Origin of the sequence: Microbacterium sp. NPDC089188 (genome assembly GCF_040685155.1) — a bacterium.
GTDB classification, from domain to species: domain Bacteria; phylum Actinomycetota; class Actinomycetes; order Actinomycetales; family Microbacteriaceae; genus Microbacterium; species Microbacterium galbum.
The window spans coordinates 187,517-204,887 of record NZ_JBFBHH010000003.1 but is presented as its reverse complement, the minus strand read 5'-3'; the positions used below and the strand labels follow the sequence as shown (position 1 = coordinate 204,887).

The following is a 17,371-nucleotide window of genomic DNA, read 5'->3' as shown; positions in this document are numbered from 1 at the left end:
CCCGCCGAGAAGGGGCCCGGACGACGGAAGTCGGCCGGGCCCCTTCCTCGTCCTCCCCGGAGCGCAGGAACGATCTCGTATGGCGCGCATGCGGCGACGTCGACCCTGAGGACCATCGCCGCAACGCCGATTGTGGAAACGGGAGCTGCCGGACGGACGCCAGGATGCCGGCACCGCCCATCGCGGGCGGGCACGGAACCGCTCCCGTCGCCCCGCCTGTCAGGATGCCGGGGCCGCGAGCCCGAGGGTCGGCGCCATGGCCGGGATGGCGTACGCCAGGCTCCCATCGAGCGCTTCGCCGGTGTGGCCCGCGCCCTCGACGATGTGCGTCAGCACCGTGAAGCCTGCGGCGGTGGCCGCGTCGGCATTGTTCTGCTGTCCGGGGCCGTAGGTCGTATCCGCACTGCCCCAGGTGAACACGGCCAGGTGACCGGAGTACGTGCCGGCCGGCGCCGCGGCCATGATGACCGAGGGCTTGTTCGCCTGGAAGGCGGCGGCATCGCCGCCGTAGACGTCCGCGACGGTCTGCGCCACGTGCTCCGACCCGGGGAACTCGTTACCCATGACGTCCAGCAGCTGCCCCCAGGTGTCGGGGTACTTGGTGCCGTAGAGCGCCGCGCACGAACCGCCGTTGGAGAAGCCGCCGATCGTCCAGTACCGATGATCCGTGATGATGTTGAGATTCTGTTCGGCCCATTTCGGCACGAGCTCGTTGATGTACGTCGACACGGCGCCGAACTTCGCCGAGTCCACGCAGGCGGGATCGTCGTCGGGCGCGGTGAGCTGATCGACGACGATCGCGATGGGCGCGAGGCCCTTGTTCGCCGCGGCGAAGGCGTCGAGCGCCTTCGCCAGGGCGGTCGGATCGGGCGAGCCGGGTTGCCCCATCATGAAGACCAACAGCGGCAGCGCGGGTGGGTTCGCGACCTGCGCGGCGGGCGGCAGATAGAGCGAGGCATCCCGCGCCGCGTACTGTCCGGTCGGGATCTTGCTGCTGCCGGTCAGCGCGCTCACGGATCCCTTCGTCGGCATCCCGGCCGGCGGCTCCCACGTCTGGTAGAGCGTCGACGGGTCGCCGGCGGTGTCGCCGCGCTGCGGCAGGGACGCCGGGTCGAGTGCCTGCACGCCCAGGATCGCGGCGAGATTGTGCGTGACGCCGTACGACGCGTTGACGCCGAGGGCCCCCGCCAGCAGCGCGGCGATGACCGTGATCGCGCCGATGAGCCGCCGCGGCCAGGGTCGGCGGAGGAGGCCGACGACGCCGACGGCGACCGCCGCCGCCGCTCCCGTCGCCCACCAGATCGCGCCCGACGGCAGCGGTCCTTGGAAGGTGTCCATCGCCTCGAGGATCTTCGCCACGACGAACATCGCGATCGCCGCGGCGACGGCCACGACGCCGGTCAGCACGAGACGTCGCCGCCGCCACAGCAGCACGGCCACGACGCCGAGACCCGCGATCACCGCCGCGATCGGGAGCAACGGCGAGTCGATCAACTCGAACGACAGGATGAATCTGTTCATCGGCGCCCCTCCCACGCGGTCCTCGCCAAGGCGACCATCTCACGGCGAGAGGCGTCGGGCAGGTACGCGCGGCCGACGGCCGCCCCGATCGCGGGAAGCTGCAGCGGATCGCGGTAGGCCAGAGCCAGCGGGCGGTAGCGCGGGCGGAACTTGCCCTTGAAGCGGAACAGGGAGGCGAACCCGTACGCCGGCTCGAGCACTTCCGCGAGCCAGCGCAGCAGCGACCGCAGCGGAGCGGGGTCGCCGTCGACGGGCTCGTCGGGATCATCAGCCAGCGGTGCGCCCGACAGGCTGAGCACCACCGCGCCCTCCGCCTGCAGCTCCAGCGCCGCCTTGGCGATGAGGAACTCCATCATCCCGTTGGGACCGTCCGTGCGCCGACGCATGAAGTCGAGCGTCCACCCGGTGATCTCGCCGTCGGTCCAGCTCGGCATCCAACTGGTGACCGCCTCGATGCGCTCGTCGGGGCCGACGGCCAGCAGCAGACGCACGTCGCGGTCGCGCAACTCGTCGAGGGAACCGAGGGTGAACCCCATCTCTGGAAGAGCGCGGTCGGCGACCCACTCCTCGTCGATCGCCACGACCTGCGACGCCTGCGCGACGGAGAGCTCGTGCCACCGCGACCACACGGCGGTGTAGCCCTCGCGCTCGGCGCGGGTGAGCGGTTGGCGCACCTTCTGCCACGTCTTGCCCGCGAAGCTGAGCCCGGGCAGGTCCATCACGGTCTCGACGCCCACGGGCACGTGTCGCCAGCCCAGCTCGACCAGGTCGTCGAGCGTCTCGGAGTGCACGCTGTAGAACGCGGGTGTCCACCCGTGCTCCACGCAGTAGTCGGAGAATCCGCTCAACGCCTCGGGCCTCCGCCCCACTGGAGCCAGCGGATCCGCGACGGCCAGGGCCACGTCGCCCGCCAGGCGGTACGCCACGGCGCACTCGCCGTCATCCGAGTACCAGTGACGGTTGCCCTCCCAGGTGCCGAGGAACCCGAGGGTGTCGCTGCCGCGGCGCAGCAGGTCGCGATAGTGGGCCTCGCCGCCGGCGTCGGGTCGTCGCACGCGGCGGTACAGCCACAGGATGGCCGCCACCACGATCGCCCAGAACAGCACGCCGATCCATTGATAGGCGAACAACGCCGGACCGTGGTGCGGGAACGCCGTCCCCCCGCCGGGGTTGGTGAACGCGGGAGGGAAGAATCGGCGCAACGTCAGACCGATAAGGTCGAGCACCGTCAACTCGCGGTCGAAGCTGCGACGTCCGACGGCCTCGACGATGAAGAGCGTCGCCGCGCACGCGAGGAACGCGAGTCCGATCACGGCGGCGACCGTTCGCGCCGCGGTGCGCGTGGCCCGCAGGGTGAAGCGCGCCCTGGCCACCACCAGGGCTGCGGCGAGGGCGAGCGGGATGAGGATGGATGCCACGGCCCACAGCACGTACTCCGCCCCGCTGCCGTCGACCCAGGGGTCGATGCGCAGTCGACCGTCGAGCAGCGAGACGACCGGGAGGACCGCCGATGCGGTCAGCACGAACAATGCGACGATCCACGCGGAGCGGCGTCCCTGACGCAGGCCCCACGCGGCGACCAGCAGCAGAACGAGCGGCGTGATCGCCAACAGCGCGGGCCCCGCGCCACGGGTCATGAGCAGCGCGACCTGTTCGTCGCACACCGACTGCGCCACCGAGCCGCACCGGCTGAGCAACTCGTCGTCGTATTGCGTGTAGGCGTCGACCACGAGCGACAGCGGCCCGCGACCGCCACCGCTGACGAGCGCGACGATCGGGCCGCTGCCGACCACGGCGACCAACAGCGCGAGCAGCGTCCGCGTCTCGCGCGTGGAGCTGCGGTGCCACGAGCGGCGCTCGCGACCGCGGGCGAGGACCGACCCCACCCCCAGGCCGATGACGGCGGCGGTCAGGCGGTACCAGGAGTCGGCATCGCCCGCGTAGAGGGCGAAGAGGGCCAGCAGGGCGAAGCCCACCAGCCGCAGACGACGGCGCCACAGCGTGGGCGCGAGCGCCGACGCCGCCATCACGACGCCCGCGATGGGCGTCGTGGGATCGAGCACCGGGACCTCGGCGGCCACCACCGGGCGCAGGTCGGTCAACGTCCAGGCCGCCGCGTGCAGACCGATGCCGACCGCCAGTCCGGCGACGCCCAGCACCACGAGCAGCACCCCCGTGCGCCGGGAACCGAGCAGACGCTCGGCGTACGCGAGCACGGTGAGGGCGAGCAGCAGCGACGACACGGCATCCACCGTGGAATCGGGGATGGCGAGAGCGGTCAGCAGGGTCCACCAGCGGCCGCTCGCGACGGTGGCGAGCGGTCCCGCGCCCCACGCGGAGGCATCCTCGCCCCACAGGGTGCCCGTCGCCGCCGCCGACGCCACGATGAGCACGCTCGCGATGAGGGCGACGGGGTTCTCGCGCGCGTATCGGCGGAGGATCGCCCGCAGCGCGTCGAGCCGCGCCGATGCGCGCGTGACGGGCGGGGAGGGAGGGGCTTCGGACATCGGCGGAATCGTACGGCGGGATCCTATGAACGAGCGTCAGTACCAGATGTCCAGCAGCGGGGTCGCCGCGGGAGCGAACGCGGCGTCGAGCGCGGCGAGCGTCCGGGCCTCACCCCGGACGAGCCCGGCGGACGCCAGCTCGGTGGCCCGGACCCCGCCCAGCAGCAGGGAGCCGAGGGCGCCGACCGAGAGGTCGACGTCGACCGGCGACCCCGCGGCCACCGCCTCGACGGCCGCCTCCCCCGCCTCATCGATGCGCACGGCCCAGGCCCCGTCGGCGAAGCCGAGCGGGTCGTCGACCCGCGCGACCACCTCGAGCGGCGCCGCGTAGACCCGCGACGTCAGGGCACCCGGGACATCGAGCACGCGCAACCAGTGGTGGTCGGTGAGCGTCGCCGTCACTGCGCGGCGATCGGACACCATCCACTGCACCGGCGGCGCGGGGGCCTGCAGCCACGCCTTGACCTTGCCGACGAGATCGTGCTCGATCGCGAACCGCCACAACGCGGCGTAGGCGTCGTCGCCGTCGGCGAAGAGCGCCCGTACCGACAGGTCGTGCGCGGAGTAGTCGTCGGTCTCTTCGAGGGTGTAGACGAGGATGCCCCGCTCGGCGCCGTCGACGTCGCGGTAGACGACGGCCCGGACCTTGTCGGCCTCCTTGTCGCCGGGCGCCACCCCGGCCATCCCGCGCCACCGCCCGTCCCACCCCGGGACGGAGCCCGGCCGCTGGACGCGGACGCGCTCATGGATCGTGTGCAGCCGCTCCGCGATGCCGTCGCGCGGGATGAAGTCGAGCCGCCCCGGCGCCGTGGGCCCCGTCCATCGGGCACGCCGCGCGTCGACGACGACGTCGGAGGCCCACGCGGCGGGCGAGAATCCCCACCGACCGTAGATGGTCGCCTCGGTGACCGTCAGCCCGGCGAGCGCGAAGCCGGCCGCGGCCGCCGTCCGCAGCTCGCCGCCGATCATCGCGCGGGCGATCCCGCGCCGGCGATGCGTGGGTGCCACGGTCACCGCACTGATCGACCACAGATCGACGGCGCGACCGGGCGAGGTGGTCAACGTCGACGCCCACGAGTCGATCGTGCCGACGGGGACCTCGGGCTCGCTGCCCGAGCGGTCGAACACCCCGGTCAGTCGGCGCGTGCGGAGCGTCTTGCGGGAGTTCGCGGCCTCGTCGTCGGTCGACTCCCCGCCGAGGAACCCTCGGGCCACCGCGCGCTGGAAGGGGCGGAAACCCTCGCCGTCGGCGTCGATCCGGGCGTATTCCAGACCGACGGCCGCCACCTCGGCGGCGGAGGTCTCGTCGAGGGGCAGCGTCAGCGTGTCGATGGATGCCATGACCCCAGCCTAGGGACCGCCTCCGACACGCGCCGCGTGCGTGCGAGAAGCGGTCAGTGGGTCGACTGGATCGCGCGCAGTCGCGAGAGCACCTGGTCGCGGAGCTCCTCGGGAGCGGTCTCCTTGCAGGCCCGCGCCACCACCTCGGTCAGCGTCCGGGCGATGTGCGCCTCGTCCTGGCATCCGGGGCAGTTCTGCAGGTGCTCGCGGATGTCCTGCGCCTCGGTCTTGCAGACCTCGTTGCGCAGGTACTCCTCGAGGTCACGTCGCGCCTTGTCGCAGCCGCAGTCGCTCATTTCGTCTCTCCCGTCGCGGCCTGGATGCCGCGCTCCTTGGCGTAGTCCGACAGCAGGTCACGCAGAAGGCGTCGTCCGCGGTGCAGACGGCTCATGACCGTGCCGATCGGGGTTTTCATGATGTCGGCGATCTCCTGGTAGGCGAAGCCCTCGACGTCGGCGAGGTACACCGCCATCCGGAAATCCTCGGGGATCGACTGCAGGGCGTCTTTGACGACGGATGCCGGCATGTGGTCGATCGCTTCGGCCTCGGCCGAGCGGGCGCTGCTGGCGGTGGTCGACTCGGCCCCGCCGAGCTGCCAGTCCTCCAGGTCGTCGATCGCGCTCTGGTAGGGCTCGCGCTGCTTCTTGCGATACGTGTTGATGTACGTGTTCGTCAGGATGCGGTAGAGCCACGCCTTGAGGTTGGTGCCCTGCGTGAAGCTGGCCCACGAGCCGAAGGCCTTCACGAAGGTCTCCTGCACGAGGTCGGCTGCGTCGGCGGGGTTGCGCGTCATGCGCATGGCCGCGGCGTACAGCTGATCCATGAAGGGCAGAGCCTGCTCCTCGAACTGTGCGCGGGGCTCCACCTCGAGCGGGCCGGCGTCTGCGGTGTCGTTCATCGCGCGCCAGTCTACGTCGCGTGCCGCGACGGCCACCGGGACGGTCGTCGCGGTGCGGTCGCGCTCCAGAAGTGCGGTCACGTGTCGTCCCCTTTCAGTAGAGTTGGAACCGATGACTCCCCTCGGGTATTCCCCTTCCGCCGCCACTCCCCGCGGTGCGTGGGACGCGCCCGTCGCCGACCACCCCGTGGATGCCACGGTCACCGTGCCGGGCTCGAAGTCGCTGACCAACCGCGAACTCGTGCTCGCTGCGATCGCGGACGGCCCGGGCACGCTGCACGCCCCGTTGCACTCCGACGACTCCGCCCGCATGATCGACGCGCTGCGCGCTCTCGGTGTGGGCATCGAGGAGGTCGACACGGGGTCCCCCTTCGGCCCCGATTTGCTCGTCACCCCGCCTGCGACCTTCCGCGGCGACAGCGAGATCGACTGCGGCCAGGCCGGCACCGTCATGCGCTTCGTCGCCCCGCTGGCCGGTCTCGCCCGGGGCGACGTGCACGTCACGGCGCACGAGAGCGCCCTGCACCGGCCCATGGGGGCGATGATCCACGCGCTGCGCGACGTCGGGGTCGACATCGACGACGGCGGACACTGGGCGCTGCCGTTCTCGGTTCGCGGTCACGGTCACGTGCGCGGCGGCGAGGTCGAGATCGACGCGAGTCAGTCGAGCCAGTTCGTCTCGGGACTCCTTCTCGCGGCGGCGCGCTTCGACGTGGGTCTGCACCTGCGCCACGTGGGCTCGCGCCTGCCGAGCGTCCCCCACATCGACATGACCGTCGAGTCCCTCGCCCACCGCGCCGTGCACGTCGAGCGTCCCGCCCCCGGCGAATGGATCGTGCCGGCCGGGCCCGTTCGCGCGAAAGACGTGCACATCGAACCCGACCTCTCCAACGCCTCGCCGTTCCTCGCGGCGGCGATGGTCACCGGCGGATCGGTCACGATGTCGGGCTGGCCGCTGCACAGCACGCAGCCCGGCGCCCTCCTCGTCGACATCCTCGCCGAGATGGGAGCCCACGTCAGTCGCCGCGGCGGTGCCCTCACCGTCGCGGCGGGCGACGACGGCATCCTGGGGGTCGATCTCGACCTGTCCGCCGCCGGTGAGCTCGCGCCCACCCTCTTCGGACTGGCGGCGTTCGCCGACGGCCCGACCACCCTGCACGGCATCGGGCACATCCGCGGGCACGAGACCGACCGCATCGCCGCCCTCGTGGGAAACCTCCGTTCGCTCGGCGGCGAGGCGCACGAGCTCGACGACGGCATCCGCATCGTGCCTCAGCCGCTGCACGGCGGCGAGTGGAAGGCCCACCACGACCACCGCCTCGCGACCACCGGTGCCCTCATCGGGCTCCGTGTCCCGGGCGTGCAGATCGACGACATCGGCACCACCGCCAAGACGCTTCCCCAGTTCGCGGGTCTCTGGCGCGCGATGCTGGGCCCGGATGCGGATGCCGGGGACTGACGCGTGAGCTGGCTCGACGACGCGGACGACGACGACCTGGAGTTCGACGAGTCGTCGATCCGGGTGCGTCCCAACCCCAAGGCCAACCGCCCGCGCACGAAGCGGCGCCCGGCGCACGCCGACGCGCAGATCGCGCGCGTGCTCGGAGTCGATCGCGGGCGCTACACGGTCCTGGTCGATGAGGACGGCCCCGACGAACGGCGCGTGCTCGCCACCCGGGCGCGCGAGCTGCGCAAGCAGCCCATCGTCAACGGCGATCGGGCGCGCGTCGTGGGCGACCTCTCGGGCGACGAGGGCACGCTCGGGCGCATCGTCGGCATCGAGGAGCGCACGTCGCTACTGCGCCGGAGCGCCGACGATACCGATCAGGTGGAGCGGGTCATCGTCGCCAACGCCGACCAGATGCTCATCGTCGTGGCGGCGGCCGATCCCGAACCGCGGGAGCGCCTCGTCGACCGCTACCTGGTCGCGGCGCTCGATGCCGGCATCCGCCCGCTCCTCGTCGTCACCAAGACCGACCTGGCCGACCCGAGCGAGTTCCTCTCGCACTTCGCCGGCCTCGATCTCCGCGTCTTCACGAGCGCGCAGGGCGACATGCCGCTCGACGAGATCGGCGAGGCCATCGCCGGCCACGCGACGGTGTTCGTCGGGCACTCGGGCGTGGGCAAGTCCACCCTGGTGAATGCGCTCACCGGCTCCGAGCGCGCCACCGGACACGTCAACACCGTCACCGGTCGAGGCCGCCACACGTCGTCTTCGGCCGTATCGCTGCGCTATCGCGGCCCCGCCGGTTCGGGATGGGTCATCGACACACCCGGCGTCCGCTCCTTCGGGCTGGGCCACGTCGACCCGGCGCACGTGCTGGGTGCCTTCACCGACCTCGCGGAGGTCGCCGAGGAGTGCCCCCGCGGGTGCACCCACCTGCCCGACGCCCCCGACTGCGCGATCGTGGAGGCGGTCGAATCCGGGCGCCTGGGTCCGGGGGCCGCCGCGAGACTCGATTCCCTGCAGCGCCTGCTGACGACGTTCCAGGGCATCGAGCGCTCTAGGCTGGACGGGTGACGAACCTCGATAAGGGCGACACCGCGCCCGATTTCACCCTTCTCGACCAGGATGAGCACCCCGTCTCGCTGGGCGACTTCCGCGGACGCCGCGTGATCCTGTACTTCTACCCCGCCGCGCAGACGCCCGGGTGCACGACGCAGGCATGCGACTTCCGCGACAGCCTGGCTTCGCTGCAGGGCGCCGGGTACACCGTGCTCGGCATCTCGCGCGACACCCCCGAGAAGCTGCGCGCGTTCCGCGACAGCGACGGGCTCACCTTCCCGCTGCTGAGCGACCCCGACCACGCGATCCACGAGGCGTACGGCGCGTGGGGCGAGAAGCAGAACTACGGCAAGACGATCACCGGCGTCCTGCGCTCGACCTTCGTCGTCGACGAGGACGGCAAGATCGTCGAGGCCCTGTACAACGTCAAGGCGACCGGCCATGTCGCGCGTCTGCGCAAGACGCTCGGTCTCGACGCCGCCTGACTCCGAGCTCCGAAGGCCCCGCCCCGCTCTCGCGGCCGGCGGGGTCTTCTCACGTCAGTCGTCGTCTCGACGCCGCGGGGCTGCGGCGCGGACCGCGAGGACCAGCAGAATCAGTCCGATCACCGCCGGGACGGCGATGAGGAGCGCGATGCCCGGCGCGGCCCACTCCCCCGTGATGGCACCGATCGCAACCGACAGCACGAGAAGCTGGGTGACGATGCCGCCCGACCGACCGGCCGACACGTCGCGCGCGGTGGCCACCCCGAAGGCGGCGACGATCGCGCCCCCGATCACCGTCAGGACGATCAGGGCGATGGAGCTCACCACCGAGTCGGTGTCGCCGCCGATGAGGGCGACGGTCTGCCATCCGGCGAGCGCCAGGATGCCGACGGCCTCGAGTCCGAGGAGGGCGGCGGCCGCCAGGCGAATGGGCATCCGAGAGCCTCCCCGACGGGCGCGGCTGCGCCGTTACGATCCGGAAACCTGCCGGTTACCTCTTGATCAGGCGGAATCGCTATGGGAGCATGGAACAAGCCGTGTGCTCCCACAGCGAAGTGGGGCGAGCAATCGCTCGCGTTCCCACCAGGGTACCGGACCCGAATCCCGGTGCCGAATCGTCGAAATTTCTGTTACAAGGAGCACCCCTATGGATTGGCGCGACAAAGCAGCCTGCCTGACCGTCGACCCCGAACTGTTCTTCCCCGTCGGCAACACCGGCCCCGCGGTCGACCAGATCGAGAAGGCCAAGTCGGTCTGCGCGCGCTGCACCGTCACCGAGGTCTGCCTGCAGTACGCCCTCGAGTCCGGTCAGGACTCGGGCGTCTGGGGCGGTCTGAGCGAAGACGAGCGTCGCGCGCTCAAGCGCCGCGCCGCTCGCGCCCGCCGCGCCTCCTGACCTCACGGCATCCGCCGTTCGACGAAGCCCGTCCCTCCGGGGGCGGGCTTCGTCGTGCCGCGGGAGGGAGAGGCGCGCAGACCTCGCCCCGAGAACGGCGGGACTCCCGCGTACCCGCGAGCAACGCGATGCCTCAGGCGGACGAGCCGCCGATGTAGCGCAGCGGGATCTCGATGGTGACCTCGGTTCCGCTGCCCATCAGCGTGTGCCAATCGATGGTTCCTCCGAGCTCGCCCTGGATGAGGGTGCGCACGATCTGCGTGCCCAGGCCGCGGCCCACCTGGCCCTCGGGCAGGCCGACGCCCGTGTCGCGGACGCTGACCTCGAGCATCTCGCCGGTGCGTTCGGCGGCGATCTCGACGTCGCCCTCCTGACCGGCGAGCCCGTGCTCGACCGCGTTGGTCACCAGCTCGGTGAGCGCGAGCGCGAGGGGCGTGGCGAACTGGCTGGGCAGCGTGCCGAACTTGCCCGTGCTGCGCGTGCGCGCGCGGGTGTTGGGGGCCGCCGCGACCTCGGCGACGAGCTTGAGCACGCGCGCGAAGACGTCGTCGAAGTCGACGTTCTGCGCGAGGCCCTCCGACAGCGTGTCGTGCACGACGGCGATGGCCGAGACCCGTCGCATGGCCTGCGTGAGCGCGTCTCGCGCCTCGTCGGAGTGCGTGCGCCGCGCCTGAATGCGCAGGAGCGACGCCACGGTCTGCAAGTTATTCTTCACCCGGTGGTGGATCTCACGGATCGTCGCGTCCTTGGTGATGAGCTCCTGCTCCTGGTGGCGGATCTCGGTGACGTCGCGGCTGAGCACGATCGCGCCGATGCGGTTGCCGCGATCGCGCAGGGGGATCGTCCGCAGCGAGACCTGCACGCCGCGCGCCTCCATGTCGGCGCGCCACGGTGCGCGCCCGCTCACCACGACCGGGAGCGACTCGTCGACGTCCTGTCGCTTCGCCGGCAGGATGCGAGCGGTGACCTCGGCCAGCGACTCGCCCTCGAGCTCGTCGTCGAAGCCCATGCGATTGAACGCCGACAGCGCATTGGGGCTCGCGAAGGTCGTGATCCCGTCGACGTCGAGACGGATCAGTCCGTCCGACGCGCGCGGGGCTCCACGACGAGGTGCGGTCGGCGCGGACAGGTCGGGGAACTCCGCCGAAGAGATCATGCCGAACAGGTCGTCGGCGCAGTCGTTGAAGGTGATCTGCTGACGCGACGGCGTGCGCGTCTCGCCGAGGTTCGTGTGCCGGGTCAGCACGCCGACCGTCGTGACGGCGTTGCCCTCGCGCGAGAGCTCACGCACGATCGGCACCGCACGCACGCGCGTGGGGGTCTCCTCGAACCAGTCGGGGGATGCCGAGTCGACGATGCGTCCGCTCTGGAACGCCTCGCGCACCTGGGTGCGCCACTGCGGACGTACCCGGTCGCCCACGATGTCGCGGTAGAACAGCGTCGCCGCTCCCCCGGGCCGGGTGTGCGCGACGGCGACGAAGGAGTCGTCGGGGGTCGGGACCCAGATGACGATGTCGGCAAAGGCGAGGTCGGCGAGCAACTGCCCGTCGCCGGCGAGGCGGTGCAGCCACTCGACATCCGCCTCGCTGGAGCGACCTTGGGCGTAGACGAGTTCACTGAGTGTCGACACCCCTCCACCCTAGGGGCCGCTCCCGCGTCGTCGCGCGCCGCGCGACGCGGCGGACGCGTCGCGGGTGATGCGACGGGTGAAGGTCCTGTGTGTCCGGCGCCCTGGGGTGGCGAAAGCCGATCACGGAGGATTCCTGGGACCACCGCCGTTCCCCCGGTCGACCGCCCTTCCCGCACGGGCGCGGGTGAACCCCGCACTCCCCCGGAAAGGGGGACATAATGACGGGATGCCGGTTGATCCCTCACCCGAAGAGAGATTCGTCGCACTCGAGCACGCCGCCGCCGCCCTCGCGCTCACGCCCGACGAGATCGTCGCCCTCGTGCACGAGGGGCACCTGCGAGGAGCCGCCCTCGGCTCACCCGCACGGTGGCGCATCGACCGCGACAGCGTCGACGCCTACGTCGAGGCCCGGATCGAGGACGCCCGCCGCGCGGCGCTCTGGCGGCAGTCGCAGGCCGCGAGCTTCCCCGAGCTCTGGGGCCGGGGCGAGCTGCGGCACGACGACTGACCGCGCCTCCTCCCCACCTCACCCCTCGCATCGGTCATCCACAGGTGGCGCATAAGCGCGGTGTCGTACGCCCACGCTCCCCTACGCTCGGCCGCACGTTCATCCGCACTCGCCGAATCCGCACGACGGAGGGGACCCATGTCACTCGCACCCGAACCCGACCCCGAACGTGCCCGCTCATCGCGACCGCGCGGCGAGGAGTTCTTCGCCCGGCAGAGGACCTCGACCGATCAGCTCCCCGCACCCGAGGTCTTCGTGCGAAACATCGTCCGCGGCATCCTCGAGGTCCTCGCCGGGGTGCGCGAGGTCGAGCAGCTCGCGCGCTGGCTGTCGGAAGAGGTCTACCGCTCGCTCGTGACGCGCGCCAATCTCGCCACCCGCGCCCGCAGCGCCCGTCGCGTGCCCGCCCGTCGAGACGTCCATGAGATCCGCAGCGTCCACATCTCCTCCCCCGCGGACGGGGTCGTCGAGGCGACCGTCACCGCGTCCGCGCGCGTCCGCACGCGTGCCATCGCCGTGCGCCTGGAGGGAATGGACGGACGCTGGCGCGTGACGGCACTGGGCCTGCTCTGAGCACTGTCGCCGCGCGGCATCCGTCGCGACCGGCGACGCCTCCGCAGGGCCGCCGAACGCCCGCCCCCTTCGGGGCGCGCCGACGCTCGCCGTGGCTCGGAGCTCGCCGTCACGGCGCGGGGCCCACGCCGTGGCGCGGCCGGCCGCACATCGAGCACCTCCGGCGCACGGTGGCCGCCGACGCCTGGTGCCACCGGCGGGCGCGTCGGGATCCGTGCGCCTCGCGGTTGCCGCCGCCTTACGGGCGCCAGGACGAGAGGAAGTTGCCGAGCCGCTCGATCGCGTCGCTGATGACGCGGGCCTCGGGCAGGGTGACGATGCGCACGTGGTCGGTCGCGGGCCAGTTGAAGCCCGACCCCTGCACGAGCAGCACGTGCTCGGCAACCAGGAAGTCGCGCACGAACTTCGCGTCGTCCGGGATCTCGTACACCTCGGGGTCGAACCGCGGGAACGCATAGAGCGCACCGCGGGGCAGCACGCACGACACCCCGGGGATGGCCTCGAGGCCCTGCCACGCGGCATCCCTCTGCTCGTGCAGACGACCCGAGGGCGCGATCAGCGCGTCGATGGACTGCACCCCCGACAGCGCCGCCTGCACGGCGAACTGCGCCGGCACGTTCGGGCACAGTCGCGTGGATGCCAGCAGGTTGATGCCGTGCAGGAAGCCCTGCGCGTGCTCCTTGGGACCCGTGATCGCGAGCCACCCCGAGCGGTAGCCCGCGACGCGGTACGTCTTGGACAGGCCGTTGAAGGTCAGCACGAGCAGGTCGGGCGCGATCGTGGCCATCGGGATGTGCACGGCGTCGTCGAAGAGGATGCGGTCGTAGATCTCGTCGGCGAGCACGAGGAGCGAGTTCTCGCGGGCGATGTCGGCGATGCCTTCGAGGATCTCGCGCGAGTACACCGCGCCGGTGGGGTTGTTGGGGTTGATGACGACGATCGCCTTGGTCCGCGGTGTGATCTTCGACCGGATGTCCTCCAGGTCGGGCTGCCACTCGCGCTGCTCGTCGCACAGGTAGTGCACGGGCGTACCGCCGCCGAGGCTCGTCATCGCCGTCCACAGCGGGTAGTCGGGCGCGGGGATGAGCACCTCGTCGCCCTCGTCGAGCAGGGCCTGCATCGTCATCGTGATGAGCTCGGAGACCCCGTTGCCGAGGAACACGTGATCGGGGTCGAGGTGCGGGAACCCGGGCTCCTGCTCGTAGCGCGACACGACAGCGCGCCGCGCCGACAGGATGCCGCGGCTGTCGCTGTACCCGTGCGCGTTCGGCACCGAGGCGATCATGTCGCGAACGATCTGGTGCGGCGCCTCGAACCCGAAGATCGCCGGGTTGCCGGTGTTGAGCTTGAGGATCGCGTGCCCGTCGGCCTCCAGTCGATCGGCCTCGACGAGGGCCTCCCCGCGGATCTCGTAGAGGACGTCTTTCAGCTTGGACGACTGGTCGAGAGGGCGAAGCGGGCTCATCGGTTCAGGATATCCCCGGGCCGATCCGGCCAATCGACACCGGGTGGACCGCATGCGGTCGTCCCCGCCGGCGGCGGAGATCGTCGCGCGGATCCCGCGGGCGAGGGACCGTGACGACGGCGACCGCTGCGAAGCGGCGCCGAACGGGACCACTGCGCGTGCGGGGGTGAACGACGGATGCCGTGCCCCGGCAGCGGGACACGGCATCCGTTCTTCGAGGGCCTTACTTCTTCTTCGCGGCGCGACGATCGGCGCGGTTGCCGGGTGCGGCGTCCGCGGGAGCGTCGGTGCGCTGGCCGAAGGCGCCGCGCGCGCCTGCCGGAGCGGCCTCGGCGGCCGGAGCCGCCGGCTGGGCCTGGCGGAGGCGGTTGGTCGCCGCCTGCTGCACCTGGCCGCGGTCGTTGCGCACCTCGACCTCGCCGGCATCGTTGGCCGCGGAGTACTCCAGGCGCTGCGTCTCGACCGGGGTGGGCGTCAGGCCCTTGGCCTCGACCTGCGCCGCGGGCTCGCCCTCGACGCTGCGCACCTCGACCTCGAGGTTGTACAGGAAGCCGACCGACTCCTCCTTGATCTGCCCCATCATCGACTGGAACATCTGGTAGCCCTCGCGCTGGTACTCGATGAGCGGGTCGCGCTGGGCCATGGCGCGCAGGCCGATGCCGTCTTTGAGGTAGTCCATCTCGTAGAGGTGCTCGCGCCAGCGACGGTCGAGCACCTGCAGCACCACGCGGCGCTCGAGCTCGCGCAGAGCCTGCTCACCCAGGGCCTTCTCGCGGTTGTCGTAGGCGATGCGCGCGTCGGAGATGATCTCGCGCTTGAGCCCCTCGGGCGTGATCCGCCCCTTGTTGCCGCCGGCCTCGGCCACGACCTCGTCGATCGTGACACTCACCGGGTAGAGGGTCTTGAGCTCGGTCCACAGGGCGTCGAAGTCCCACGACTCGGTGTGACCCGATCCGGTGTGGTCGTCGATGACGGCCGTGATGGCGTCTTCGATGAAGTGCTGCACGCGGTCGGCGATGTCGTCGCCCTGGAGCATGTGACGGCGGTCGGCGTAGATGGCCTCGCGCTGGCGGTTGAGCACGTCGTCATACTTCAGCACGTTCTTGCGCATCTCGGCGTTGCGCGCCTCGACCTGCGACTGCGCGCTCTTGATCGCCCGCGACACCAGGCCCGACTCGATCGCGACGTCGTCGGGGAAGTTGGTGCGCGCGAGGATCGCCTCGGCGGCGCCCGACTGGAACAGGCGCATGAGGTCGTCGGTGAGCGACAGGTAGAACCGGCTCTCGCCGGGGTCGCCCTGTCGGCCGGAGCGACCGCGGAGCTGGTTGTCGATACGTCGGGACTCGTGCCGCTCGGTCCCGAGCACGTACAGACCGCCGGCCGCGGTGACCTTCGCCGCCTCTTCGGCGACGGTGTCGCGCATCGTCGTATAGACGCCGTCCCATTCCGCCTCGTAGGCCTCGGGCGTCTCGACCGGGTCGAGGTTCTTCGCCTTCATCTCCTGGACGGCGAGGAACTCGGCGTTGCCGCCGAGCATGATGTCGGTACCGCGACCGGCCATGTTGGTGGCGACGGTGACGGCGCCGAGGCGACCGGCGCGGGCGACGATCTCGGCCTCACGGGCGTGGTTCTTGGCGTTCAGCACCTCGTGGCGGACGCCCTTCTTCGCCAGCAGGCGGGAGAGGTACTCGCTCTTCTCGACGCTCGTGGTGCCGACAAGGACCGGCTGGCCCTTCTCGTGGCGCTCGACGATGTCTTCGACGACCTGGGCGAATTTCGCCGTCTCGTTCTTGTAGACGAGGTCGGCCTGATCCTTCCGGATCATCGGCTTGTTCGTCGGGATCGGGACGACGCCCAGCTTGTAGGTCGACATGAACTCGGCGGCCTCGGTCTCGGCGGTACCGGTCATGCCCGAGAGCTTGTCGTACAGGCGGAAGTAGTTCTGCAGCGTGACGGTGGCCAGCGTCTGGTTCTCGGCCTTGACCGGTACGCCCTCCTTCGCCTCGATCGCCTGGTGGATGCCCTCGTTGTACCGGCGACCGACGAGGATGCGGCCGGTGTGCTCGTCGACGATCATGACCTCGTCGTTCATGACGACGTAGTCGGTGTCGCGCTTGAAGAGGGCGATCGCCTTGATCGAGTTGTTGAGGAACGAGATGAGCGGGGTGTTCGCCGACTCGTACAGGTTGTCGATGCCGAGGTAGTCCTCGACCTTCTCGATGCCGGGCTCGAGCACGCCGATGGTGCGCTTCTTCTCGTCGACCTCGTAGTCGACGCCGGCCTCGAGGGTGCGGGCGAGCTTGGCGAACTCGGCGAACCAGCGGTTGGCCTCACCCGATGCCGGACCCGAGATGATCAGCGGCGTGCGCGCTTCGTCGATGAGGATCGAGTCGACCTCGTCGACGATGGCGAAGAAGTGCCCCCGCTGCACGAGGTCTTCCTTGCGCCACGCCATGTTGTCGCGCAGGTAGTCGAAGCCGAACTCGTTGTTCGTGCCGTAGCTGATGTCGGCCTCGTACTGCTCGCGGCGCACCTCGGGGGTCTGGCCCGCCACGACGGTGCCCGTGGTCATACCGAGCGCGCGGTAGACGCGGCCCATCAGCTCGGACTGATAACTGGCGAGGAAGTCGTTCACCGTGATGACGTGGACGCCCTTGCCCGCGATGGCGTTGAGATACGCCGGGAGGGCCGCGGTCAGGGTCTTGCCCTCACCGGTCTTCATCTCGGCGATGTTGCCCAGGTGCAGGGCAGCGCCGCCCATGATCTGCACGTCGTAGGGACGCTGTCCGAGCGTGCGCTTGGCCGCCTCGCGGACGGCGGCGAAGGCCTCGGGCATGAGCTGGTCGAGCGTCTCACCCGCGTCGTAGCGGGCACGCAGCTCGATGGTCTCGTTGCGCAGTTCGTCGTCGGTGAGCTGCTCGTAGTCCTCTTCGAGGGCGCCGGTCGCCTTCACGACGCCCTGCAGGCGGCGCAGGATGCGGCCTTCGCCGGCGCGCAGCAGTTTCTCGAGCGGATTTGCCACGAAGAATCTCCATCTGTCGG

Annotated in this window: 15 protein-coding genes; 6 read left to right on the top strand and 9 right to left on the bottom strand. The window is 70.9% G+C overall.

The window, feature by feature from the left end; translation table 11 throughout:
* Positions 1 to 219 precede the first annotated feature (219 nt).
* The 5 genes from AB0N80_RS10805 to AB0N80_RS10785 are packed head-to-tail and all read right to left on the bottom strand — an operon-like array spanning position 220 to position 6,267.
* Positions 220 to 1,521, bottom strand: a complete 1,302-nt coding sequence (locus AB0N80_RS10805; protein WP_363578736.1) for an esterase — start codon at positions 1,519 to 1,521, stop codon at positions 220 to 222.
* Entirely contained in the window at positions 1,518 to 4,028 is a 2,511-nt protein-coding gene (locus tag AB0N80_RS10800) for a DUF2156 domain-containing protein (protein ID WP_363578735.1), read from the bottom strand. Before AB0N80_RS10800 ends, AB0N80_RS10805 begins: the two co-directional genes overlap by 4 nt.
* A gap of 36 nt (positions 4,029 to 4,064) precedes the next feature.
* Positions 4,065 to 5,369, bottom strand: a complete 1,305-nt coding sequence (locus tag AB0N80_RS10795; RefSeq protein ID WP_363578734.1) for a GNAT family N-acetyltransferase — start codon at positions 5,367 to 5,369, stop codon at positions 4,065 to 4,067.
* Between the two features lie 53 nt (positions 5,370 to 5,422).
* Complete coding sequence (locus tag AB0N80_RS10790; RefSeq protein WP_315993292.1) at positions 5,423 to 5,665, bottom strand: zf-HC2 domain-containing protein; 243 nt, start codon at positions 5,663 to 5,665, stop codon at positions 5,423 to 5,425.
* Complete coding sequence (locus tag AB0N80_RS10785; RefSeq protein WP_298875749.1) at positions 5,662 to 6,267, bottom strand: sigma-70 family RNA polymerase sigma factor; 606 nt, start codon at positions 6,265 to 6,267, stop codon at positions 5,662 to 5,664. Before AB0N80_RS10785 ends, AB0N80_RS10790 begins: the two co-directional genes overlap by 4 nt.
* A gap of 112 nt (positions 6,268 to 6,379) precedes the next feature.
* Between AB0N80_RS10785 and aroA the strand changes: the two genes are divergently transcribed.
* Genes aroA through bcp form a run of 3 tightly spaced genes read left to right on the top strand, consistent with a single transcriptional unit; the run spans position 6,380 to position 9,258 of the window.
* The gene (gene aroA / locus AB0N80_RS10780) at positions 6,380 to 7,726 is read left to right on the top strand and encodes a 3-phosphoshikimate 1-carboxyvinyltransferase (protein WP_363578733.1); all 1,347 of its coding nucleotides are present in this window, start codon (positions 6,380 to 6,382) and stop codon (positions 7,724 to 7,726) included.
* 3 nt (positions 7,727 to 7,729) lie between these two features.
* The gene (gene rsgA, locus AB0N80_RS10775) at positions 7,730 to 8,788 is read left to right on the top strand and encodes a ribosome small subunit-dependent GTPase A (protein WP_315993294.1); all 1,059 of its coding nucleotides are present in this window, start codon (positions 7,730 to 7,732) and stop codon (positions 8,786 to 8,788) included.
* Positions 8,785 to 9,258, top strand: a complete 474-nt coding sequence (bcp, locus tag AB0N80_RS10770) for a thioredoxin-dependent thiol peroxidase (protein WP_315993295.1) — start codon at positions 8,785 to 8,787, stop codon at positions 9,256 to 9,258. Before rsgA ends, bcp begins: the two co-directional genes overlap by 4 nt.
* Before the next feature lie 54 nt (positions 9,259 to 9,312).
* Here bcp and AB0N80_RS10765 read toward each other — a convergent pair whose 3' ends face one another.
* On the bottom strand, positions 9,313 to 9,693 hold the full coding sequence (locus AB0N80_RS10765) for a histidine kinase (protein WP_363578732.1): 381 nt from the start codon (positions 9,691 to 9,693) through the stop codon (positions 9,313 to 9,315).
* Positions 9,694 to 9,904: 211 nt separating this feature from the next.
* Here AB0N80_RS10765 and AB0N80_RS10760 point away from each other — a divergent pair, with 211 nt between their 5' ends.
* The gene (locus tag AB0N80_RS10760; protein ID WP_013583608.1) at positions 9,905 to 10,153 is read left to right on the top strand and encodes a WhiB family transcriptional regulator; all 249 of its coding nucleotides are present in this window, start codon (positions 9,905 to 9,907) and stop codon (positions 10,151 to 10,153) included.
* A 133-nt stretch (positions 10,154 to 10,286) separates the two neighbouring features.
* Here the strand turns inward: AB0N80_RS10760 and AB0N80_RS10755 are convergent, their stop codons facing one another.
* Positions 10,287 to 11,783 (bottom strand): PAS domain-containing sensor histidine kinase, encoded by a 1,497-nt coding sequence (locus tag AB0N80_RS10755; RefSeq protein WP_056226906.1) that lies wholly within the window; start codon positions 11,781 to 11,783, stop codon positions 10,287 to 10,289.
* Between the two features lie 226 nt (positions 11,784 to 12,009).
* On the opposite strand from AB0N80_RS10755, the gene AB0N80_RS10750 reads away from it, so the two are divergent.
* Positions 12,010 to 12,291: an excisionase family DNA-binding protein gene (locus tag AB0N80_RS10750; protein ID WP_315993297.1), complete on the top strand. Its 282-nt coding sequence runs from the start codon at positions 12,010 to 12,012 to the stop codon at positions 12,289 to 12,291.
* Between the two features lie 138 nt (positions 12,292 to 12,429).
* Positions 12,430 to 12,864 (top strand): Rv3235 family protein, encoded by a 435-nt coding sequence (locus tag AB0N80_RS10745; RefSeq protein WP_315993298.1) that lies wholly within the window; start codon positions 12,430 to 12,432, stop codon positions 12,862 to 12,864.
* A gap of 238 nt (positions 12,865 to 13,102) precedes the next feature.
* Here the strand turns inward: AB0N80_RS10745 and AB0N80_RS10740 are convergent, their stop codons facing one another.
* Both AB0N80_RS10740 and secA read right to left on the bottom strand, forming a co-directional pair.
* On the bottom strand, positions 13,103 to 14,329 hold the full coding sequence (locus tag AB0N80_RS10740; RefSeq protein ID WP_363578731.1) for a pyridoxal phosphate-dependent aminotransferase: 1,227 nt from the start codon (positions 14,327 to 14,329) through the stop codon (positions 13,103 to 13,105).
* A 223-nt stretch (positions 14,330 to 14,552) separates the two neighbouring features.
* Complete coding sequence (gene secA, locus AB0N80_RS10735; protein ID WP_363393002.1) at positions 14,553 to 17,351, bottom strand: preprotein translocase subunit SecA; 2,799 nt, start codon at positions 17,349 to 17,351, stop codon at positions 14,553 to 14,555.
* Positions 17,352 to 17,371: the final 20 nt, after the last annotated feature.